Genomic DNA, 20,978 nt, shown 5'->3' on the forward strand with positions numbered 1-20,978 from the left:
AGCATGCTTCTTTATGGGAGCTGTTGGATATGATCGAGTCGCAGATTGGACGCCAAGTTTGGCACTGGGTGCCGACGATGAGGCGGCCCTAGCTCGCCTGTTGATCAGAGTGTACCGGCCTTGTCTTTGCTGACCTGTTATCAATCGGGCGTTTGCCGACACTATCTCTATGCCCAAGGGCGCCAGCCGCCTCTCCACCCGTTGGCTCATTTCCTGAAACCAGCCATACAAAGAGCGATAGCGCTGGAGACCTCAAGGCCATGACTCCGGCGGCGGACGATCAGACCGTGCCATCATCAGGGAGAAAAAATGAAATCGTTGCTGCTTGCCTTGGTGATAGCGATGACCTCGCCGATCGTGTCCGGTGGCGGGGCCGCCCAAGCGGGATCCCTTTCCCAACCGGCACAGCAGGTGATGAAGGACCCGTCCCCGCCGGCCTGCGTCAAGGACAGCAACGTCGACAGCTGCTGGAGCGCCGGCGTCGCGGCCGAGAAACGGAACGATGCCGCCGCGGCGCTGGCGAATTATGAGCGGTCCTGCGCGGCCGGTTTCCAGGTGGGCGGTTGTTACGAAGCCGGCAAGATCTATTTCCTCGATCCGGCCCATCGGAGCTACGGCATCGCCAAGGATCGGATGGCTCGGGTCTGCGATTCCGACGATGCCGGGATAGGCCCCTATGCCTGCAAATATCTGGGCATCATCTATCGCAATGGCCTGACGGCGAAACCCCGGATCGACCTGGCGTTCCGGCCACTGTCGCGCTCCTGCTTCCTGCATAATGCCGAGCCGTTCATCGATGGAAACGGCTGCGAGATCCTGGCCGAAAGCCTCCCCTCCGCCGACGACATGGGGCTTTCGGACGCGGCATGGCAGCGCGATTATATCGCATATCTGGCCTATGCGATGGGCTGCACCGACGACATGCCCGCGCTGTGCACCAAAGCGCGCGATACATATCGCCGCGCGGTCGCGGCATCGGCGCGCTGGCCCACCCGCTGCGTGGAAGAGCTGGAGCGCAGCCCGTTCCCCGAAACCTGCGATGCCGTGGCGGACCCGGCCATGAGCGCCGAGTTCGAGCAGCGGCAGAAGCTGCGCCGCACGCTGGTGCGCCTGTTCCGCACCGCCACGGAGAATCCGCCGTCCGGCTGAGGACGCCGACGCGCAGCCGGATGCAAGTCCGGATTGATGCCATTGCCGCGTGCGACGGATTGGCTAAGCCTCGCCGCTCCTGCTCGCTGATCGAGGAGTCGACAGATCAAGAAGGTCCATCATTCGGAGGCGTTCCGGCGGCAGCTTGTCGACGAGGCGCTGAACCGCACGCCATCCGGCGGCTTCCCTGAGCTGGAGAAGCGTCACGGTCTGCGTCCGGGCACGCTGTTCAACTGGGTCGAGCAATATGGCCCGTCGCTCCTCGAACCCGCGCCCTTTTCGGCGCTGCACTTCTGGATCGGCACGACCGCGCTGGATGAAGCACGGTTCGGGGCATATTTCGACCATGCCGCGAACTATTGGGAGCTCGATGTCGAGGACATCGAAGCCGCCGACCATGACCTAACGGGCTGCGGCTTTTGCCAGGATCTTGGCGAGAAGTTCCTGTACGACGAGGATCTGCTGCTGGTGATCTGGCTGGAAGCGCCGGTCCCGGTCGAGCAGATCGTGGCGATGAGCGCCTTGCGGTCGGAGGATGCCGCGCAGGCCATCCTCGCCGCATGCGCCGAGCGGGGCATTCCCCAGGCCAACGCCATGTTCGTGTACGCGGACCCGGCACAGAAGATCCCGAACCCCGCCGGGCTGTTCAACGGACTGCCCTATATTGGGCTCTTTGCCGAGAAAGCCCAGAAGAAGTTGCGGCGGTCGTCCTCCAGAAAAGGCTGAGCCAAAGCAGTGAAGCGACGTAAATGGGCCGCAAGGCGGTATCGCAACACCGAGATTAGCAAATCTAGCTAAATGTCGATCCAGCCTAGGCTGCACGCGGCGTACCCGCGTCGATGAAATCGCGCGCGGGTTGAGCGGCGGGGTGATGGCTCGTTACGTCGAGGCGGGTGCCTTGCGCGATCTCATGCGAAAGATGGATCCGTTGGGCACCGCGCTCGCCGACAGCGGCCTCGGCCGAATTGGAAAGCTGACGCGGCCCTATGAAGAACTCCTGCGCGAGATCAGCGGGCTAGCCGATGCAATCGCGAGGACGCGCGGCGCGCTCGCCAGTTCCCTGTCGGGGATCGAGCTGCCCCGCTGGGCGCTGATCGACGATCGCCCGGGCGCAGAGCATGTGCTGCGCGCGCAGCGTTGGGCGGAGCAGATCAATACCGGCTCCCTTGCGCAGCTGGCGGAACGCTACGCAGCGCGGAACCGGGTCGGAATCGAGTTCGAATCGATTGCGCGGAACGCGGTGGCCCTGCGCGGGCTGGAAGAGCTGCGCGGAAGCATCACGCCGAATCTGGACAAGCTGATCGCGCGCAATGCCGCGTTCGAGCAGACCCTGCTCAAGATGTCGGCGCTCGCAGGCGCGATCGATACGGTCGGGCCGCTAAGCCCGGCGACCGACGCGACCTTCGACTCGCTGCTCGGGAAATGGCGGACACGACCCGATCTGCCGGCCGAGTTCTGGCGGCGTCCCTCGGTCCGCGAGCGCTATTATCGCGACGCCGATGTCGATCCGTGGCTGGTCGACGCTGACAATGCCGAAGTGATCGAGGTGTTCGTCGAGAGCGGCGTCGTCGAGGGTGAGGTCGAGGCACCACCGTATCGGCGGTGGTCGAGGCGGGACGCAGCCCGTCATTGAGGACGGCCGACTTGCCCCGGTTGATCCCGAAATCGTGCAGCCTGAACGTGACGTTCGCCGGCAGCGGCAGGTTTTTGAGCATCTGCCGCACGATCGCAGCCGTGTCGTCGGTCGAGCCGTCGTTCAGGACGAGAACCTCGAACGCCCCGGCATAATCCTGCCGCGCGAGACTGGTCAGGGTATCGCGGATGCCCGCAGCCTCGTTGTAGGCGGCGACCAGCACTGTCACGCCAGGATAGTGCGTAATCGCCTTGAGCCGCGGTTTGCGGTCAAGCAGGAGCGTCGCGATGAGGAAGGCGTTCATGAAGCCCGGCACGTAGGCGATGAAGCCGATCGCAATCAGCGCGAACACCCAACCGGTCACCGATGCCAGATCATCGAGCCACCGCAGCGATAGCCAGATGCTGAGCGCTGTCCACGCAACCGCGATGAACAGCGCCAATGCGAACTTGCCATGAAGCGGCAGATAGAATGGTCGACGTCCGGCATTCTGGCGATCGGACGCCCGATCGCGCGATGACGGTCCAGTTGAGGCCAGCGTCGACGGCGCCGAGGTCAGCCCCTCGGCGGAAGGAACAATTCTCTGAAGCATAGTAATATGTGGATACCTCTATCGGCTCACCCGACAGGTTCTGACTTAAAATATGGCGCCACGGTCTATAGTCACGTAAATTGTTGTAACCACTTGGCGCGCTATTAATCACGATTGATTTGTAACTTCAGATAATATTACAAATACTAATTCCGAATTGCATTGATCGCATCCGCTTTCCCGCGGAATCGGATGCGCGCACAACCGCCGTGACCTGCTGCCCGTTTCTTGGACCGTTCTGAGCTGGAAAATTCCAGTTATGGAGGAGGGCCAGAGAAGCGGAGTGGACGATGAAGAGGTCGAAGTTTTCGGAGGCGCAGATCGCCTTCGTGCTGAAGCAGGCGGAGGACGGCACGAGTGAACCGCCCCCGGGTTTGCCGGAGCCTCCAACTCCTGAGAGAGTGGAGCCGATATGAGCAAGACGACGAACAAGTTTTCACCTGAGGTCCGCGAGCGTGCGGTGCGGATGGTGCTGGATCATGAGCGGGATCATCCGTCTCGCTGGGCGGCGGTGGTTTCGATCTCGGAGAAGATCGGTTGCGTGCCGCAGACGCTGCATGAGTGGGTGAAGAAGCCAGAGCGTTCCGTACATGTGAAGGCTAGTGCCCGTGCAAACACTCCCGCAAAGAGTGGCCGGTCAGGAGACGGCCCAAATCCGGTCGCGCGTCCGTTCTCCGAATCGTTCCAACAGAGCGGCGCAATGGGTTCCGAGGGACTCGAACCACTGCGGAATTTGATGGCTCATGGTATCGATCATGGTGCGATGCCGGTGCCTACGAGAAAACACATGTATTTCAGCATACTAAGCGGTGATTTCGAGTCCTCTTCTGGACCGATATCGGTTCGTGACCCCCAAAGGATCAAGTTCGAGGAGAGCGAGGAAAGGCCGTTCTGACAGATGAGACTTCGATATCACATCGCGCTGGCCTGGGCGTTGTCTGGATGGGCGGCGCCGGCGGCAGCGTCCTATGCGGCGTATACGGGAACCATCGGTACCGAGCGCGTGACGCTGTTTCTGGATGATGGGAATGCCATCGTGCGCGGGGTCTATTTCTACGACCGCTACCGCACGCCGATCCGGCTCAAGCCTGCCGCCACGCATTCACTGGAGGGCGGCATCGACGAGCTGGACGCCGACGGCATTCCCGCCGCCCGCCTCAGGATCACGTTCGACGCCGTGGCGTTCAACGGGAGCTGGACCAGTTATCGGACCGGCCGAATGCTGCCGATCCATCTCATACGGACTGCCTATAGCAGCTATGGCGCCGAACCGGTTCCCATCCTGCAGGCGGCATCCACGGATCGCTATTATTTCGTCATTCCATCGGTCGCGACCGGCGACGTCCGCGCGATCGAGGTTCATGACAAGAGCGATGGCCAGCTCGTTCGGACACTGGTGCCGGCGTCCCCGGCCTGTGACAGGGGCATCGATACGGTGGTCGTGAAGAAGACGCATTTGCGCCTGTCGCCGGGGCCGGGGTGCGCCGGCGCGACCTTCACCCTCGAACCATAGCGGGGATTCAATCCATGAAGTACGATCGTCACCTTGTCCTGCTGGCGTCATGGCTCTGCGCCGCTTCCGCCTCTGCGCAACGGCCAAGCGATTTTCGGGCGATCCGCGGCGGCGATAAGCCAGGCGTCATCGACGTCGGAACGATGGTGACGGACGGCGACGTCAGGACCTTCGACATGTACATGCGCGAAGGCGAGGATATGCCGGGCAACAACGTTCGTGCCCGCACGAGCATCAACTGCCGCGACCACACGGAAAGCATCACGTCGGTGGCGAAGCAGAGTGGCCCCGACACCGGCTTCGACATAACCCACAGCGTGAGCGAGCCCTGGGCCAAGGCCGATGGCGATCCAACGGGTGCGCGCATCGTCGATCTGGTCTGCGCGCAAGCGGCGGATCGTGACCGCTATGCAAGGCCTCTGTCCACACAGGACTGGCATTCCGCCCTGGCGGCGGCGATGAGCGAGAAGAGTGAATAATCCCATGGGTCGTGCCGGCGTGACATGTGCGCTTCTGGTCGCGACCTGCTGTTTGTCGACATCCCTGGCAGCGACCGGCCCCATAGATGTCTATGCTCAGGAAGCTGCCAATCGCGTGGGTTTGCTGGAACATTGCCAGGCGTTGGGCTTCGCCAGGGCGGGAGATGTTGAGAACGCACGCAAGATCTTGATGAATCGTCCTGCAATGCCGCCCGATGCTATCCTTCGGGCAGCGGAGGGCGACGGCAAGAAAGGCAAACTCCTTGCCGCAGGGCAATATATGTCGCTGGAACAGCTCGCCGACCGTTCCCATATGACTGTCGGTCAGATATGCGACGGATTCGTCGAGAACGCCTCCGTTGCTGCCGGCATGATCGATCACCCCTGAACACGAAGGACAAGCCAGGAACATGGGCCGATCCAGCTCAATGAGTCGCTGGCAATGAGGGCCGGCCGGCCCATTATCGCTTTCGGGATCGGCCTTCTGCCGCTCGTCTTATGTAGTGTTTCCGGAGGCTGCGCTTCCGTGGCGGCGTCATCCGATCTCGCGGCGGACTCGACCACCCCGAGAGAGCTTCGAAACGGCAACATGGTTTCCGAGATTCGGGTCAGAAATCACGGCGACTTTACGCTGGTCTATGACCGGCGTGACCGGACCATCGAGCTCCGCCACGAGGATCATGCGACATCTATCCTCAGGATACCGACGGGATATGACCCCGCTCTGGTGGGCGCGGAAGGCGATATCCGCTTCCTTCCGGCCCGCCTGCAGCCTTACATCGCGCAGGGGAAGCTTCTGCTGACCCTGACGCTCCGAACGACCGGGGGCGATGGTAACGGTCAATGTGGCGCCGGCGTGGAAGAATATCTCAAGGTCGTCGACGTCAGTTCGACCCGCCCCCAGGTCATCGCCTCTCATCTGATCGGCAGCTGCGCTGAAGCGATCGAACTCGACCATGATGGGGGACGCGAGGACATGCTCCTGCCGTTTCGCGTTACACGTAGCGAGCTCCAAATCCGGTTGCTCTCCTACAGGAACCGGGACGGCGGACCGTTCGTCGCCCACCTGTCGCCGGATTTCAGGCGGCTGCAACTGGAATGACATCACGACGCTGACTGCCCGCGTGACCGCTGCATGGGCTCAGGACCCATTGATATGAGAGGCGCGATCTGATTCAGGCTCCGTGAGGAGACTGGATGTGAGCGACCTCTACAGGCTGACCGACGAGCAAATGGCGCAGCTGGCTGCCGACGAAGCTCGCTAACGATCACGCCGGCGAAAATTGAACAGTGCGCCGAGCAGAGCGAGCGGAGGGAGCCGCGCCCGATTTCGTCCCACACTGGCTCACCGGCGCCTTGGTCCCCGGTAGCTGTCAAACTTGTGAGTGGCGGGTTCTGGCGTGAAGCGATTTTCCCGGCACCGCTACGGAACGACATATGTTGGTCGGAAGCTGTAGCACCGCAGCTGTGAGGCCAAGCTGAGGCACCGCGTTCACTCATCCTGCTCGCCCTGTCAGCCCTTTCCTCTCCGCTTGCGCTCACGGTCTGGCTCCCTAGGCATGCGACAATCTCGACGGAATTGAAGCCTTGGGCCGCCCATGACCTGCCTGCCGCGGCAGAAGAATGTTTCGCGATATGCGCCACGAACAGGCAATCGACGGATCGTCGTCGGGATCAGGCGGTGCGCGAGATCCGGGCGACGTGCAATTCCGTGCCGTCGGCGTCGCGATAGCCGATGCGGATGGCCTCGCGATTGAGCGCGCAGGCAACGAAGCCAGGCTTCAGCGCGCAGAAATCGCCGCCATTGTCGCTGCATGGGTCGTCGTTCTGCGAGCCGGCGCCGGCGCAGACATGGTCGGTCAGGCCTTGCTGCACATGCTGCAGGTTGTGGTTGTGGCCGTGCAGGTAGAGTGGCACCTGATAGCGCTGCAGAAGGGGATTGACGCGGTCGATCAGGTCGGGACCGGCAGCCTTGTCCGCAGCGCCGTAGCGCACGACCGGATGGTGGCCGATCGCGATCTTCCAGTCGGCCCGTGACGCCGCCAGCGCGTGGTCGAGCCAGCGGAGCTGCGCCTCGACATCCTGGCCGGAGACCATGGTCTTGCGATCGTTATAATAGCCGGAGATCATGGGCGTGGTGTCGATCACGAAGAATTCCACCGTCGTCCGGTCGGGCGCCTGCTTGCGGAACGAATACCAGCGCCCCGGCATGGTCCAGCGGCCCTTGCGCGCGCCATAGTCGATCTGCGCCTGCTCGTTGCCGCGATAGTCGTGGTTGCCGAGCGAGGCGTACCACGGCACCTGGAGCGAGGTGGCGTGGTAGATGTCCTCGAACGACCCCTGCCAATGGGGATCGTCGACCCCGGTCACGCCGTTCTCGTAGAAATTATCGCCGACCGTCAGCACGAATTCGGCACCGATCTCCATCGCGGTCTCGGCCATGCGATCGGCCACTACCCGTTGGTTGCCTCGTCCGAACCGGCCCCAGTCGCCGAGGACGAGGAACGTCATCGACGGTCCGCCGGCACGCGCCCATGCCGAGGACAGCGGCATGAACGACACGGCAAGTCCGCCCAGTACATGGCGGCGGGTAAGGCTGGGAGTGGACATGGCGGATTTCCTCAGGTGCGGCGCGGACGGGGTAGCGGGCGGCGGAGACGTCAGTATTTCAGGCGCAGGCCGAGGCCGGCGGCGGTGCCGAACGATTCCCAGCTGACAATGCGGCTGCGGTCGCCGGCATAGGTGATGGCGGTGCTGTTGGTGATGTTGCGCCATTCGGCGAACAGCTGGAGCCGCTTGCTGAGATTGTAGCTGGCGCTGAGATCGAGCGTGGTGCGGCCGGCGATGACTTCGTCGAAGTCGGGGCCGTCGTCGGACATGCCGCCATCGTCGATGCTGTCACCGGTATAGGCCAGGCTGAGCCGCAGGAAGGCCGGCCCCTTGGCATAGACGAGCGCGGCGTTGAGGATGTCTTTCGGCTGCTCCGACAGCGGCGGCCGATCGGGGCGCGGGGCATAGATCAGCGTCGATTCGATGTGCGCATAATTGATTTCGACGCCCAGGCCCGAGAGCAATCCCGGCAGCTTGTCGAACTGCTGGCGATAGGCGGCCTCGAACCCCTTGATCTTGCCGCTGGCGCCGGTCTGGGTGGTGAACTGCTGATAGATGACGCCGTCGATGGTGACCGGCTGCTGCGTGACCAGCGGATAATTGTCGATATTCTTCTTGAACGCACCGATGGTCAGATAGTTGAGCGGCCCGAAATACCAGTCGACCGACGCATCGAAATTCTCCGATTCGAGCGGCTTCAGGCCCGGGTTGGGGATGGAGATCGTCCGCGCCTCGTCGTCGCGCGAGGCATTGGCGTAGACGTTCTCGGGATCGGGCCGCGCGGTGGTGTTCGACCAGCTCGCGCGCGCGACCAGATTGGGCGTGATATCGTAGCGCAGGTGCACCGACGGCAGGAGATGCGACGACGTGCCCTCGAAGCGCTGAAGGCCGGTGCCGGCGGTCTCGCCCAGCCGCTCGAAGCTGGTGTCCGCGGTCTCGAACCGACCGCCGCCGATGATCGTGAACGGGCCATGGCGATAGGTCGCCATGCCGTAATAGGCCTGGATGGTGACGTTGGCCTTGAAGTCGGCCGCGACGTCGACGCCGCGGGTGTAGAACACCTGCGCCGGGCCGAACTTGCCCGGGTTGGCGTCGAGCAGCCCGTGCGCCTTGTCGAAGTCGGACAGCGAGCCGAAGTAGATGTCGTCGCGCACCATCGCCGGGCTGGTCGACATGAAGTCGCCGAAGCTCAGGCTTTGCCCCGGCAGCACCGACCAGCGCGTGGCGACATTGTCGCTGCCCTGGTCGATGAAGCGCAGATAGGTGCCGGCCTTGAACTCAAGATCGTCGCCGTTTCCCAGCTTCAGCTGCTTGCGGAGGTTGGCGTAGACCGTCTGCTCGCTCTGATCGTCGAAGCGCGCGCCCGTCTGGTAGAAGGTGACGCCGACCGCGCCGGGCCGGAGCGCGTCGGGCAGCGCGCCGTCGAACGGCCCGAGCGAGGCGCGGTCGCGCGCGATCTGCAGCGGCAGGCCGCTGAAGTCCGCCGAGGTGCTGCGGAGGTCGAGGCGGTTCGGATAATGCTCGCGCGCCTGCTGGAAGGAATGGCCGAGGTCGAGCGACCAGCCGTCGCCGAAATCGGCGTCCATCGTCGTCTGCACGCCGTACAGTGCGAGGTTCCATTCCTTGTACGACAAGGCGCGGCTGATCGAGCCGTCGACGAGGCCGCCGTCGGGGCCGAACCTGGTCGGCGTGCCGTTGGTTTCGGCGGGCTCGAAGCTCTCGGACAGCTGGTTCTCGGTGCCGGGCAGGTTGGACAGGCTGTAGAAGCCGCGGATCTGGAACTTCATATGGTCGAACGAGCCGCCGAACGCCGCGTCGACGCCGACGTTGCGCTGCTTGAAGTCGCCGGCGGTCTGGGTGACCGCGGCCGGCGCCCACGCCTCGCCGCCGCTGCTCGACGGGACCTTCTGCCAGTCCTCGGGCTCGCTGATGTAGGATCGGCGCTCGTTCTGGCGGAAGCTGCCCGTCACCGAGAAGCCGAACGACCCGTCGGGCCCGAACTTGTCGGCGATGAAGGCATCGGCGCGGACCTCCTTGCCGTGATATTGCTGGAAGCCGCCGTAGAGCGATCCGCCGGCGGTGAGCCTGTCGACGTCGGCCGGGTTGCGCGCGACGATGTTGACCGATCCGCCGATGCCCTCGCCGGGCAGGTCGGGGGTCATCGTCTTGTTGAGCTCGATCCGCTCGATCAGCGCGTTGGGGATGGTCTGGAGGTCGACGCGGTGCGACTCGCTGTCGGCGGTCGGCACGGTGAAGCCGTTGAACAGCGTGCCGTTGTAGTTGGGCCGCGCGCCGCGGATGGAGATGAAGCGGCCCTCGCCATGATCCTCGACCATCGACACGCCGGGCAGGCGGCGCAGCGATTCCGCCGCGTTGAAGTCGGGCAGCTTGGCGAAGTCGTTGCTGGAGACCACGTTCTGGACCGTGTTCGCCGCCTTCTGCCGCGCGATCGAGGTGGCGACGCCCGACAGCGACCCGGTGACGACGATGTCGTCGTCCGGAGCGGCGGGTGTATCGTCGTCGGAGCGCTGGGCGGTCTCGTCGGCGCTGCGGTCGATGCGATAGCCGCCGCCCGGATTGTCGACCGCTCGCAGGCTCGTTCCCATCAGCAGCATTCGGATCGCTTCGCTCGCCGGAAGCGTGCCGCGCACCGCCCGCGACCGACGTCCGGCGGTGAGATCGGGCGACACCACGACGAGCGTGTCCGACTGGCGCGAGAATTCGAGCAGCGCCGACGACAAGGATTGGGCGGGAATGTCGAAATGCTGTGCCTGGGCCTTGGCCATGGCGGGGTTGGCCGCCAGCGGCATGGCCGCCGCGGCGACGGTCATCACAACAGAGTTCGCGAGATATCGGCCGCGCATTCTTCGCCCCTTCGCTCGATCCGCAAGGATTTCCGCGGTCGCGAAATCGACACGCGGAAGAGGGGGCCTTCAGCCGCCGTTTCCGCGACCTTCGGCGTCCTCAGTCCAATGACGCATCACAGCAAAGGATCGTCAGGAGGAGCCGCGAAATTTTTCCGCAGGGTCAGCGCCGCGCCGTCGAAATCTCGAAAGCGCCGTTCGATCCGGCTTCGGCCCGGACCGGAAGCGTAGCGCTGAGCGCGTTCATGAAGGCGGGAATCTCGTTCGTCCGGAACGAGGCGGTGATCCGCAATTCACCGGTGTCCGGCGTCGCCAGCCTGACGCCGGGCGCATAGTAGCGATTGACGTCGGCGACCAGGTCGGCCAGCCGGCCATTGTCATAGACGAGCCGCCCCTCACGCCAGGCACCCGCGGCCGGGGAGGGCAGGGCGACGATCCGCGCATGGTCGGACGGCGCGCTCGTGGAAGCGGAAGGCATCGCCGCGACGATCTCGGCACGCTGTCCGGCGCGCAGCATGGCCGTGCCTTCATCCGACGGCGCCGTCCCCGCGATGCCGCTGATCTGCACCTGACCTTCCTGCACGGAGACATGCATGGCGCCGTCGCCCAGCTTCACGTCGAACCTGGTTCCGATATCGCGGACCAGCGACGATCCGGCCTCCACCAGGAACGGCCGATCCGGGTCGTGAACGACCTCGAAGAACGCCTCGCCCCGGCTGAGCACGATCCGCCGTTCGTGCCGGGCGAATTGGACGGCGATCGCCGACCGTGCCCCCAGCGTGACGATCGATCCGTCAGCGAGCGTGATCCGGCGGCTCTGGGCCAGGTCGGTCGCGTAGCGTCCTGACCCGGGCCGGCCGGTTGGCACGAGGACGGCGAGGGCCGCCGCCGCTGCCGCGACGGCCGCGGCGACGCCGCCGCCCACCATCCAGCGGCGTCGAGGCGTCGACGGTGGCGGCTCGGCCGCGGCGACATTGTCCGGGATCGGCAGCGCCAGCGCAGCAAGGTGCGTCAGCGCCGGAATCTCGCTCCAGGTCCGCTGCAATGCGCGGAAGCGGCGGTCATGCTCCGGATCGGCGGCGCACCATGCCGCGAACTCCCGCGCCTGCTCCGGAGACAGGGCGCCCTCGCCGAGCCGTACCACCCACGCGCTTGCCTCGTCCTCGATCCGGTCCAGCGTATCCTCCGGCGAATGACCGCTCATCGCTCGCCATCCGCCTCGCGCAGGGCCCGCTCGCACAGCACAAGCGCCTCGGCGAGCAACGCCTTGATCAGCGTCGGGGACCGATCGAGCTGGCGCGCGATCTCGGCGCAACTGATTCCATGGATGCGGTTCATGATCACGACCTGTTGGCGCCGCGGGTCCATGGTTTGGATAGTTCGTTCAATGATTTCAAGCCGCTCTTTCGCGGAGACCACACGTTCGGCGTCACGATCCTCGACGGCGGTCGCCACTGCGGTTTCGCTGAGGACATAGCTGATGCGGACGGCCTGGCGCCGGCGCTGATCGATCACATAGTTGCGCGCGCTGCGGATCAGGAACGCCTTGGGATTGTCGACCCGGGCCCGATCGGAAAGCGCGGCGAAACGCTCGAACGCCGCCTGGACGGCATCTTCCGGATCCGGAGGGCCGGCGCCGAAGGTGCCTGCGATATAGCGCCGCACATCTTCCCGATAGCTGCGATACGCGAATTCCACGCCTCCGATTCCCTGTGACACCAACCCCGGTACGGCCAGCCGCAGCGTTGTATGCGCATCGGACACTTTGCATGCTTTCGTCGGCGTCCTGCGCTTGCGCGCAAGGCTCGATGGAGACCGGCACCCGGGAATCGGGTCAGCCGACGGGGCTCCTAGGCGGGAATTGCTACAAAACGGCATCGGCCGCGCGGGGCTCTCGCATGGCCGCGGCTCGTCACAAAAACGTCAAGCGATCTGGATAGTGGCGCTGGCCGGCCATGGGGGGGAGCATCGTGAGCTGGTCTCGTCCGATCGATATTTGGTTCTCGACGCAAGTCCTGTCTCATGAAGCCCATTATCTTCGGCAGGCGCGGCGTTGGTGCAGGAACCGTGAGGAAGCAGCCGATCTGGTGCAGGAAGCCTATCTGAAGCTGCTTCAGATGGACAACTGGACCGCGCTCCGCGATCCGCGCGCCTATACCGTGACGATGATCCGCAATCTGGTGCTCCAGCGCGTGCGCCGCGAGCAGGTGGTCGCCATCACCGATATTCCGGCGCCTAGCCTTGCCGAAGTGCGCGACGAAGCCCCCGGCGTGTTCGAGACCGTCGCCGCGCGCGAGGCGCTGATCGATCTGCTCGCGCACGTGGAGCGCCTGCCGCCCGTCTGCCGGCGAGTCATCCGGATGCGCAAGTTCGAGGAGCGCACGCCCCGGGAGATCGCGCTCGCGCTGGGCATCAGCGTCTCCACCGTCGAGACCCATCTCGCCCGGGGGATGCAGCAGCTGATGAACTGGCGGCGAATTTCGCAAGTCCCGATGCCGCCCCGGGAAGCCGCCGCGTCGAACGAAATCGCCGACGCGGAAATGCAGGCCTAGACGAAATTGGCTTCATCAAGATGGCCGCGATAGCGGTTTTGGCTGTGCCACGTATCCTTCAGCGATATATGGGACCCGCGTGATGACCAGAGCGGACGACAGACAAGGCCGGATCGACCTCGAGGCAGCCGACTGGCTGGCCGCGATCGAGTGCGGCACGGCCGATCGCCAGGCATTCGAGCAATGGCGCTCGGGCGATCCCGCGCACGCGCTCGCCTTCATCCGCGTGTCGCAGATCGGCCGGGACCTGGATTTCCTGCGGGAGGCCGGGTTGAGCGACAAGTTCGCGGCGCCCCAGGCGGCTTCGGACCAGACCATCGCCAGCCGCAGAAAGCTGTTGGCGCTTGGTGCGGCGGGCGCTCTCGCGGCGGGGCTGGGCGGGCTTGGCTGGACGTTCGCGGCGGCCGCGCACGAGGCCGAGACCGCCGTTGGCGAGCGGCGGCGCATCGTGGTCGCCAAGGGCATCGCGCTGGAGCTCAATACCGACAGCCGCGTCAAATGGCGTCGCCAGGGGGGCGCCTATGACGTCGAGCTGCTGCGCGGCGAAGTGATGCTGGAGCGCGAACCCGGCGGCGATCCCTGTCGTCTCCATTGCGGGCAATCCCAGATCGAGCTTGCAGCGGGCGGGCGCGTGGACGCGCGGTCCAGCGCGCGGGGCGTCGATCTCTCGGTGCTGGAGGGAGAGGCGTCGCTGAAGACCCCGGACGCGATCGCGGCCGTCCGCGTTCCTCCGTTGCGCAAGGCCAAGGTCGTCGCCGGGGAACCGCCGTCGCTTTCGGCCATTTCGCGGATCGAGGCGGGCACCGTCTCGGCCTGGCAGCAGGGGCAGCTCCATTTCAACGGCGAGAGCCTCGCGGACGCCGTCGCGGAATATAATCGCTACCTCTCGCGTCCGATTGAGATCGCGGACCCATCGATCCGCCAGCTTCGGCTGGGCGGCCGTTTCTCCGCTACGGACCCGGCCGATTTCTGCAAGGCGCTCAACGCGATCTACGGCGTTTCGGCGCATTTCGAGAGCGACCGTATCCGGCTGACGCGAAGCTGATCGGAAAAAATTTTCGCCGGCTTTAGCGGTTTATCCCGACCCGCGCATCCGGACTGTCGAACGGCCCGGCATTCGCGGCGGGCCTGCATCCGCAATCTAGGGGAAAACCGATGTCCGTGCTGCGTCACGCGCTTCTGAGCGCAACCGTTCTGGCGTCCTTCGAACTGCTCGTGCAGCCTGCCCATGCGCAGCAGGCGCCCAGGGAGCAGCAACAGCAGCGGGTGTTCGACTTCAACATTCCGGCCCAGGATCTGGGCGCGGCGCTCAATGAGCTTGGTCAGCAGGCCGGCATCACCATCGCCTTTCCCGTCGACGCCGTCGCGGGGCGCAGAAGCTCGGTTCTGCGCGGCCGCTTCACTCCCGGCGAGGCCGCGCGGCGCCTGATCACGGGGACCAGCCTCCGCGTGACCGAGACGGGTCGCGGCTCGCTGATGCTGGTCCGGACCGAAGCGAGTTCGGATCCGGAGCAGAACGGCGGCGACGGCGATGCCGATCAGATCGTCGTGACGGGCTTTCGCGCGGGCCTCGCAAATGCGCGTGACGTCGCGCACAAGGCCAGCAATCATGTCGACGTGCTGTCGGCGGACGATGTGGGCAAGCTGCCCGACACCAATATCGCCGAGGCGCTGCGCCGCCTGCCGTCGGTCTATCTCATCCGCGATCAGGGCGAAGGCCGCTATGTATCGATCCGTGGCGTCGATCCGATCCTCAACAATGTGACGATGAACGGCCAGACCATCGCTGTCTCGGACACGGACGGGGAATCGGGCCGCGCGGCGCCGCTCGACGTGCTGAGCTCCAGCGCCTTGTCCCGCGTCGAGATCCACAAGGTGACGCTGCCGGACATGGACGGCCAGGGCATCGGCGGCACCGTCAATATCGTGACGCCCAGCGGATACGACCACAAAGGCATGTATCTCAATGCCAGCCTGGAGGCCGGCTATAATGATTTCGGCAAGGACAACCGGATCTTCGCCGGCAACCTGGCCTTCAGCGATCAATTCGGGGCCAATGACGAGTTCGCGATCTTTCTGAGCGGCGAATATTGGTTCAAGCAATATATGTCCCAGCAATATACGGCCTCCTCGCTGTGGACGAACGACAGTCTGCCTAGTCACTATTATTTTCCGGGAAGCGTCGTTTACGCCGAATCCGTCGGCAAGAAGGAGCGCTACGGCGGTTCAGCGAATTTCGAATATCGCCCGGACAACGATGCCAAGATGTGGCTGCGTTACTTCTTCACGCAGTATAACGATTATCGGGATCGCCCGCAGATCACGCTGACGACGGCCGGAACGCGCGGCTTCAATTCGACCGACGAGTTCTACTCCCAGCGCTATACGGCATCGATGGAGACGCGCTCCGAGCTCCAGGAGCGCCCGGTGCAGCAGCTCGTCCTGGGCGGCGAGCATCATTTCGGCGATGAGTGGACCGTCGCCGCCGGTCTCAATTACACGACGGCCAAGGAGCTGAACCCGTATCAGCGCTATTTTCAGTCGACCGGCGCCAGCACCGATGCGGGCGCCGGCCAGGATCCGGGGATCACCTTCGCGCTCGACGACCAGGGACTTGCCCGCCCGATCGGGTTCAACACGGCCTTGTCCAATGGGCTGACCTTCATGGACCCGGCATTCGAGCGCATCACGGCCTTTCGCGGCGTCACCTCCAATGTTCTCGAAAAGACCTACACCGGCAATCTGGATCTGACCTGGGACGGCGAGCTCGCCGGACATGCGCTCCAGTTTCGCGTCGGCTTCAAGGCGATTCTGCGGGACAAGTCGGTGGATGACACCGATTATCGCTATTATCCGCTCGAAACGAGCTATCTGCTGTCAAGCTATCCGGGGCTATCGCAGCCGTTTTCGACCGGTCGGGGCGAACCTTTCTCGATCATTCCCGGCTTCGGCGGGATGACTGCTCCCGGCCGCTCCGGATATGAGGCGTATTTCAACGCCAATCCCGGGAATTTCTATTATGATCCGGTGTCTTCGCGCGCCAATTCCATGGAGAATGATTATTGGCTCGATGAAGATATATATGCCGGTTATCTGATGGGGGAATATCATATCACGCCGCGATTTAGCGTGATCGCTGGCGTACGTGCGGAGCGGACGGAATCCGACATCTCGGCGATGGGCTTCGTCAACTCGGTGATGACCGACCCGACCATTCCGGAAGGGCGTTCGCGTCTGGGGGAAGTACCGTTCGCGACGAGCGACATCATCGATATTTCCCGCTCCCACACCTATACGAACGTGCTGCCCGCCCTTGTGGTGCGATGGGACGTGGCGAATGACTGGCTGTTCCGCGCATCGGTGACCACCAACATCGGCCGGCCCGACTACACGGACATCGCCCCCATCTCCCAAATCGTCGTGAGCGAGTCCTATGACTCGGTCAACGACCGCGTGGACCTCGATGCCTCGGTGGAGATCGGAAATCCAAACCTGAAGCCGTACAAAAGCACCAATTTCGATGCTTCGCTCGATTATTATTTTCCCGATCGTTCCGGATCGATGTCCATCGGTGCCTTCTACAAGCGTGTGACGAATGCGATCTACAGCATAGAGAACCAGTTCGAAAATTACAGCTTCGAGGGCGTGGCCTATGATCATTATTATGAGGAAACGGTAGCCAACTCGAACCCGGGGCACATCCAGGGGGTCGAGATCAGCGTGCAGAAGGATCTGAATTTCCTTCCGGCGCCTTTCGATGGCTTTGGCATCTACGCCAACGCCGCCTTCATCAGCTCCGACATCGAGATCAACGTCCCGGGGCGTCCGGACAATCACGTTCCTTTCTTCAATCAGGCCGACAGAATCTATAACTTGCAGGCCTATTATGAACGGGACGGATTTTCCGCTCGTGTGGCCTATTCCTATCAGGGCGATGCGACGAGCAGCTCGTTCGGCGCCAATCCGGACAACGACAATTATCGCGCGCCGCGTGAATCCGTGGATGCGCAGGTCAGCTATACCTTCAACAATGGCCTCAAATTCTCGCTGACGGGCGCGAACCTCAATGATCAGGCTTCGGTCAGCTACCGCAATCACGACAGGTTCTTCGTTTCCAGCTACGAGCGGTTCGGACGGGAATTCCGCTTCAGCGTCTCGAAAAGCTGGTGATCCACGCCGCGCGCCGGCCGATCCGCGCCGGCGCGCATGATTCCCCAATCGCGAAGGGCCGCTCCAGCGGCTTCCACGCTCATGCGGGCTGCCTGCCATGAAAGAATCGCGTCGCACCTTTCTCGCCACCGCCACCGCTGCCGCCGCGGTCGGAATCGTTCCTCCCTTGCCGGCCTGGGGCGATCCCAATCCGGATGGGACGCCGCGCGTGATGCTCGGGCCGATGGTCGGGGCCGTCACGCCGGACAGCGTGCCGATCTGGATGCAGCTGAGCGGCGACTATTTCGACGCGGTCGTCGAATATACCACCGATCCCGTCGCCGGCAGCTGGCGGCGCACGGCGCCGCAGCGCGCACGTGCCGAAGACAATTATACGCTCGTCATCCGCATCGAGGGCCTGCAACCGGACACGACCTATCATTATCGCGTCCTCGCCGGCGGCAAGCAGGACAAATATCTGCGCGACACGCCGCCGCAGCGCGTCCGCACCGCGCCCGCGGCGGCGGCGCGTTTCCGTGTCGCGTTCGGCTCGTGCGCGCGCATCCAGAGCGATCCCGAGCAGCCGATCTGGCGGGCGGTGGCCCAGTATCGCCCGGACCTCTTCTTCTGGCTGGGCGACAACATCTATGGCGACTCCCTGAGCCCTGCGACGCTCGTCTCCGAATATCAGCGGCAGCGCTTCGTCCCGTCCTTCCAGCCGATCGGGCGCAACGTCCCGCAGCTCGCGATCTGGGACGATCACGACTATGGGCTCGACAATTTCGACCGCACCAATCCCATCCGGCGCCAGTCGCTGGAGATCTTCAGGCAATTCTGGGCCAATCCGGAGGCCGGCCTGCCGGGTACGCCCGGCGTGTTCTTCGATTATTCCTATGGCGGAGTCGACTTCATCTTCCTGGACGATCGCTATCATCGCGCGCCGGATGCCGATGCGGACACGCCCGGGAAGGAATTTCTCGGCAAAGCTCAGTTCGCTTGGCTGCAGCAGCGACTGCTGGCGAGCCGGGCACCCTTCAAGATACTCGCCTGTGGCAGCGGCTGGTCGCGCTTCAAGGGGCCGGGCGGCGACAGTTGGTCGGCATATCAGCACGAGCGCACGCGCCTCTTCGACTTCATTCGCGACAATGCGATCGGCGGGGTCGTGCTCCTGTCGGGGGACACGCATTTCCCCTATGTGGCCTGCGCTCCCTGGTCCGAGCGGGGCGGATACGACTTCTATGATCTGGTGAGCTCCGCCCTTGCCCAGATCATCGCGGATTCTCCCGACGGAATTGAGCGGCGCATCGCGGATATGCTTCCGGATCGGATGATCCGCTCGCCCTTGCTCGGGATCAACAATGCCGGCGTCATCGACTTCGACATGACCGCGAAGACGCCGACCCTGCGCTTCAATGTGATCGATGTTCGCGGCCGGGAATTATATGCGCCCGTCACGCTACGCGCTGACGAGCTCGTCAACGGCGTTTCCTCCTGGCAAGGCAAGGTCAGCCGCTGATTTCCGCTGGCGGTTCCGTGATGATCCGGACCTGTTTCAGTGAGCAGAACATGCGAGAGCGTGCCGGTTCATGTCTCTATGAATGCAGGTTTTCGCGAGAGTGTATGCTCGATTCAGGCTTGAGCGCCGGTACCCCATGGCTGGTCCGAGAAGCCTGTCGCGCATTTGCGTGATTGCCTCATTGAGGATGACGTGCGCCCCTGGAATGTGACCGATTTTGGGTAGAGTCCGCCTCGAGGGAGTCGGTCGGAATGAAGCGCAGCAGGTTCAGCGAAGAGCAGATCATCGCGATATTGAAGGAGCAGGAGGCCGGGATGGCGACGGCGGATGTATGCCGGCGCCACGGGATCAGCTCGGCGACCTTCTACAAGTGGAAGTCGAAGTACGGCGGGCTGGAGGTCTCGGCGGCGCGTCGACTTCGAGCGCTCGAGGAGGAGAACGCCCGGCTGAAGAAGCTGTTGGCTGAGGCGATGCTCGACAACGTCGTGCTGACCCGGAGGGCGGCGCAGCCAACGATCTGGCGTCAAAAAAATGGTGACGCCCGGCGCGAAGCGGGAAGCCGTCGCCCATGCTCGTGAACATCATGGGCTGAGCGAGCGTCAGGCGTGCAGTCTGGTCGGCGTGAGCCGCAGGGTGATCCGGTATCAGCCGACCAGGGGCGATGATGCGCCTTTGCGGGCGCGGTTGCGCGAGCTGGCGGCGGAGCGCCGCCGGTTCGGCTATCGTCGCCTCGGCTATCTTCCGGCCCGGGAGGGCATGACACCCAATCACAAGAAGCTGCGGCGCATCTACCGCGAGGAGAACCTGCGGGTGCGCCGTCGCGGCGGCCGCAAGCGAGCCTTCCCGAACCGCTGGACGAGCTGGCGGAAGCGCCGATACGGGACAGATGCCGGTGAAATGTCCTGCCCTTTCGACCAACGCGATCGTCTCGGACGATCCGGAACTGGCGGCCGCGCTCAGCAGCGCGCTGGCACGCCGCAATACCTATCTGCCGGTGCTCGACGGGCCGCGGCTCACGCGTCCCGACCACGCGTCGGAGGTCGTTCGCCGTGTAGCAGCGCTCGCCCATGCGGGCACGAAGACGACGCTTCTCGCTGGCCTTTCGGCGGAGGCTTGGGATGCGCTGACAGACAAGCTGCCGCAGAACCACGCTAAGGTGGTCGGGTTCGATGACGTAGCGGCCCTGTCACTGGACCCCAAGCGCGCGGAGCGTCCCCGACTCGTTTGGGGGCGGGATCGCGTCGGTCTCGGACTGCTCACGGCGCTATACTCTGGCCAGCTCGTCGAGTTCGCGGACAAGGAGGCGCCGCGCGATGCAGTGCTTTCGAAGTCTGGCCACTTGGTGATTTGCGAGGCGCACGAGCCCCTTTCGGAGGTCATCGCAGCAAACTACGCTTATGCGCTGAACGCCGATCTCCATATCTTCGACGAGACCGACGAGGTCGAAGGCAAGGCGCTGCTCGAAGCCTTTTACAGTATCGACGCGCCGGGGGTGCACGCGGCGGCGGAGCGCGTACGCCTGGCGACAAAGATGCGCGAGCTGGTCGGCGCGGTGGACCTCCCGCCGAACGGATCGCTCACGTTCATCGTGCGGCAACTTCCGATAGGCGTCGCCTTTCCCGAACTGCCTGGCACGCACCTGTTCACCTATCCCGACCTCGGCCGGGCGATCGTCAATGGATTCGCGGCGGAGCAGCCGGGAACGCGTGGCACCAATGGCGCCGTGCTGGTCAATCCGCAGAAGGTTGCCGCGCCGGAGATCGAGGCAGCAGCCAAACTCCTTCCTGAGCGTAAGATCTTCGTTCGGGGCTATGAACGAGGCGGAGCCATCCAACCGCAAGATCGCGACAGCGTGCGAAATCCGCGAACGGCGTTCGGGGTAGCGGGGGTGTAGCTCCCATGCCGCAGCGATTCTGCTGGG

The 20,978-nt window shown here is 64.0% G+C and carries 17 protein-coding genes and 3 pseudogenes; 14 read left to right on the forward strand and 6 right to left on the reverse strand.

The genetic code is table 11. From position 1 onward, the window contains the following. Window positions 1–309 precede the first annotated feature (309 nt). Window positions 310–1,149 (forward strand): hypothetical protein, encoded by an 840-nt coding sequence (locus LZK98_RS04840; protein WP_233785273.1) that lies wholly within the window; start codon window positions 310–312, stop codon window positions 1,147–1,149. A 63-nt stretch (window positions 1,150–1,212) separates the two neighbouring features. On the opposite strand, the gene LZK98_RS04845 is transcribed toward LZK98_RS04840, so the two are convergent. Next, window positions 1,213–1,548, reverse strand: coding sequence for a hypothetical protein (locus LZK98_RS04845; protein WP_233785274.1), 336 nt, complete (start codon window positions 1,546–1,548; stop codon window positions 1,213–1,215). Here LZK98_RS04845 and LZK98_RS04850 point away from each other — a divergent pair. Further along, window positions 1,462–1,875 carry an immunity 22 family protein gene (locus LZK98_RS04850; protein WP_233786509.1) on the forward strand — a complete coding sequence of 138 codons (414 nt, stop codon included), beginning with the start codon at window positions 1,462–1,464 and terminating at the stop codon, window positions 1,873–1,875. The genes LZK98_RS04845 and LZK98_RS04850 overlap by 87 nt on opposite strands. 130 nt (window positions 1,876–2,005) lie before the next feature. Then, the gene (locus LZK98_RS04855; protein WP_233785275.1) at window positions 2,006–2,782 is read left to right on the forward strand and encodes a hypothetical protein; all 777 of its coding nucleotides are present in this window, start codon (window positions 2,006–2,008) and stop codon (window positions 2,780–2,782) included. A gap of 34 nt (window positions 2,783–2,816) precedes the next feature. Here LZK98_RS04855 and LZK98_RS20670 read toward each other — a convergent pair. Next, window positions 2,817–3,374 (reverse strand): annotated as a pseudogene (locus tag LZK98_RS20670) (glycosyltransferase); the annotation flags it as partial. Between the two features lie 412 nt (window positions 3,375–3,786). Between LZK98_RS20670 and LZK98_RS04865 the strand changes: the two are divergent. The 5 genes and pseudogenes from LZK98_RS04865 to LZK98_RS04885 all read left to right on the forward strand — a co-directional run. Then, a pseudogene (locus LZK98_RS04865) lies at window positions 3,787–3,954 on the forward strand (transposase); the annotation flags it as partial. A 318-nt stretch (window positions 3,955–4,272) separates the two neighbouring features. Continuing rightward, window positions 4,273–4,887: a hypothetical protein gene (locus LZK98_RS04870; RefSeq protein ID WP_233785277.1), complete on the forward strand. Its 615-nt coding sequence runs from the start codon at window positions 4,273–4,275 to the stop codon at window positions 4,885–4,887. Window positions 4,888–4,901: 14 nt separating this feature from the next. Beyond that, window positions 4,902–5,366 carry a hypothetical protein gene (locus LZK98_RS04875; RefSeq protein ID WP_233785278.1) on the forward strand — a complete coding sequence of 155 codons (465 nt, stop codon included), beginning with the start codon at window positions 4,902–4,904 and terminating at the stop codon, window positions 5,364–5,366. 4 nt (window positions 5,367–5,370) lie between these two features. Further along, window positions 5,371–5,754 carry a hypothetical protein gene (locus tag LZK98_RS04880; RefSeq protein ID WP_233785279.1) on the forward strand — a complete coding sequence of 128 codons (384 nt, stop codon included), beginning with the start codon at window positions 5,371–5,373 and terminating at the stop codon, window positions 5,752–5,754. Window positions 5,755–5,808: 54 nt separating this feature from the next. Beyond that, complete coding sequence (locus LZK98_RS04885) at window positions 5,809–6,468, forward strand: hypothetical protein (RefSeq protein ID WP_233785280.1); 660 nt, start codon at window positions 5,809–5,811, stop codon at window positions 6,466–6,468. Between the two features lie 572 nt (window positions 6,469–7,040). On the opposite strand, the gene LZK98_RS04890 is transcribed toward LZK98_RS04885, so the two are convergent. The 4 genes from LZK98_RS04890 to LZK98_RS04905 form a co-directional block, all read right to left on the reverse strand. Further along, on the reverse strand, window positions 7,041–7,976 hold the full coding sequence (locus LZK98_RS04890) for a purple acid phosphatase family protein (protein ID WP_233785281.1): 936 nt from the start codon (window positions 7,974–7,976) through the stop codon (window positions 7,041–7,043). A 50-nt stretch (window positions 7,977–8,026) separates the two neighbouring features. Then, window positions 8,027–10,807 (reverse strand): TonB-dependent receptor, encoded by a 2,781-nt coding sequence (locus LZK98_RS04895; RefSeq protein WP_233785282.1) that lies wholly within the window; start codon window positions 10,805–10,807, stop codon window positions 8,027–8,029. A 196-nt stretch (window positions 10,808–11,003) separates the two neighbouring features. Further along, complete coding sequence (locus tag LZK98_RS04900; protein ID WP_233785283.1) at window positions 11,004–12,044, reverse strand: FecR family protein; 1,041 nt, start codon at window positions 12,042–12,044, stop codon at window positions 11,004–11,006. Next, window positions 12,041–12,538, reverse strand: a complete 498-nt coding sequence (locus tag LZK98_RS04905; protein WP_233785284.1) for an RNA polymerase sigma factor — start codon at window positions 12,536–12,538, stop codon at window positions 12,041–12,043. Before LZK98_RS04905 ends, LZK98_RS04900 begins: the two co-directional genes overlap by 4 nt. 272 nt (window positions 12,539–12,810) lie before the next feature. On the opposite strand from LZK98_RS04905, the gene LZK98_RS04910 reads away from it, so the two are divergent. The 6 genes and pseudogenes from LZK98_RS04910 to LZK98_RS04935 all read left to right on the forward strand — a co-directional run bounded on the left by LZK98_RS04910 (window position 12,811) and on the right by LZK98_RS04935 (window position 20,951). After that, entirely contained in the window at window positions 12,811–13,392 is a 582-nt protein-coding gene (locus tag LZK98_RS04910; protein WP_233785285.1) for an RNA polymerase sigma factor, read from the forward strand. A gap of 82 nt (window positions 13,393–13,474) precedes the next feature. Beyond that, complete coding sequence (locus LZK98_RS04915; RefSeq protein WP_233785286.1) at window positions 13,475–14,437, forward strand: FecR family protein; 963 nt, start codon at window positions 13,475–13,477, stop codon at window positions 14,435–14,437. 110 nt (window positions 14,438–14,547) lie between these two features. Next, window positions 14,548–17,562: a TonB-dependent receptor gene (locus LZK98_RS04920; protein ID WP_233785287.1), complete on the forward strand. Its 3,015-nt coding sequence runs from the start codon at window positions 14,548–14,550 to the stop codon at window positions 17,560–17,562. Window positions 17,563–17,659: 97 nt separating this feature from the next. Then, entirely contained in the window at window positions 17,660–19,057 is a 1,398-nt protein-coding gene (locus LZK98_RS04925) for an alkaline phosphatase D family protein (protein ID WP_233785288.1), read from the forward strand. A 251-nt stretch (window positions 19,058–19,308) separates the two neighbouring features. After that, window positions 19,309–19,909: pseudogene (locus LZK98_RS04930) on the forward strand (transposase); the annotation flags it as partial. Window positions 19,910–19,943: 34 nt separating this feature from the next. Then, window positions 19,944–20,951 carry a hypothetical protein gene (locus tag LZK98_RS04935; protein WP_233786679.1) on the forward strand — a complete coding sequence of 336 codons (1,008 nt, stop codon included), beginning with the start codon at window positions 19,944–19,946 and terminating at the stop codon, window positions 20,949–20,951. Window positions 20,952–20,978: the final 27 nt, after the last annotated feature.

It is taken from the genome of Sphingomonas cannabina, from assembly GCF_021391395.1.
Lineage (GTDB): Bacteria > Pseudomonadota > Alphaproteobacteria > Sphingomonadales > Sphingomonadaceae > Sphingomonas > Sphingomonas cannabina.

Bases quoted from the DNA above. Each gene is read 5' to 3' on its own strand.
- LZK98_RS04890 (WP_233785281.1), bottom strand. From the start codon at position 7,976: ATGTCCACTCCCAGCCTTACCCGCCGCCATGTACTGGGCGGACTTGCC.
- LZK98_RS04880 (WP_233785279.1), top strand. From the start codon at position 5,371: ATGGGTCGTGCCGGCGTGACATGTGCGCTTCTGGTCGCGACCTGCTGT.
- LZK98_RS04925 (WP_233785288.1), top strand. From the start codon at position 17,660: ATGAAAGAATCGCGTCGCACCTTTCTCGCCACCGCCACCGCTGCCGCC.
- LZK98_RS04920 (WP_233785287.1), top strand. From the start codon at position 14,548: ATGTCCGTGCTGCGTCACGCGCTTCTGAGCGCAACCGTTCTGGCGTCC.
- LZK98_RS04885 (WP_233785280.1), top strand. From the start codon at position 5,809: ATGAGGGCCGGCCGGCCCATTATCGCTTTCGGGATCGGCCTTCTGCCG.
- LZK98_RS04915 (WP_233785286.1), top strand. From the start codon at position 13,475: ATGACCAGAGCGGACGACAGACAAGGCCGGATCGACCTCGAGGCAGCC.
- LZK98_RS04935 (WP_233786679.1), top strand. From the start codon at position 19,944: ATGCCGGTGAAATGTCCTGCCCTTTCGACCAACGCGATCGTCTCGGAC.
- LZK98_RS04845 (WP_233785274.1), bottom strand. From the start codon at position 1,548: ATGGTCGGCGGCTTCGATGTCCTCGACATCGAGCTCCCAATAGTTCGC.
- LZK98_RS04900 (WP_233785283.1), bottom strand. From the start codon at position 12,044: ATGAGCGGTCATTCGCCGGAGGATACGCTGGACCGGATCGAGGACGAG.
- LZK98_RS04895 (WP_233785282.1), bottom strand. From the start codon at position 10,807: ATGACCGTCGCCGCGGCGGCCATGCCGCTGGCGGCCAACCCCGCCATG.
- LZK98_RS04870 (WP_233785277.1), top strand. From the start codon at position 4,273: ATGAGACTTCGATATCACATCGCGCTGGCCTGGGCGTTGTCTGGATGG.
- LZK98_RS04875 (WP_233785278.1), top strand. From the start codon at position 4,902: ATGAAGTACGATCGTCACCTTGTCCTGCTGGCGTCATGGCTCTGCGCC.
- LZK98_RS04840 (WP_233785273.1), top strand. From the start codon at position 310: ATGAAATCGTTGCTGCTTGCCTTGGTGATAGCGATGACCTCGCCGATC.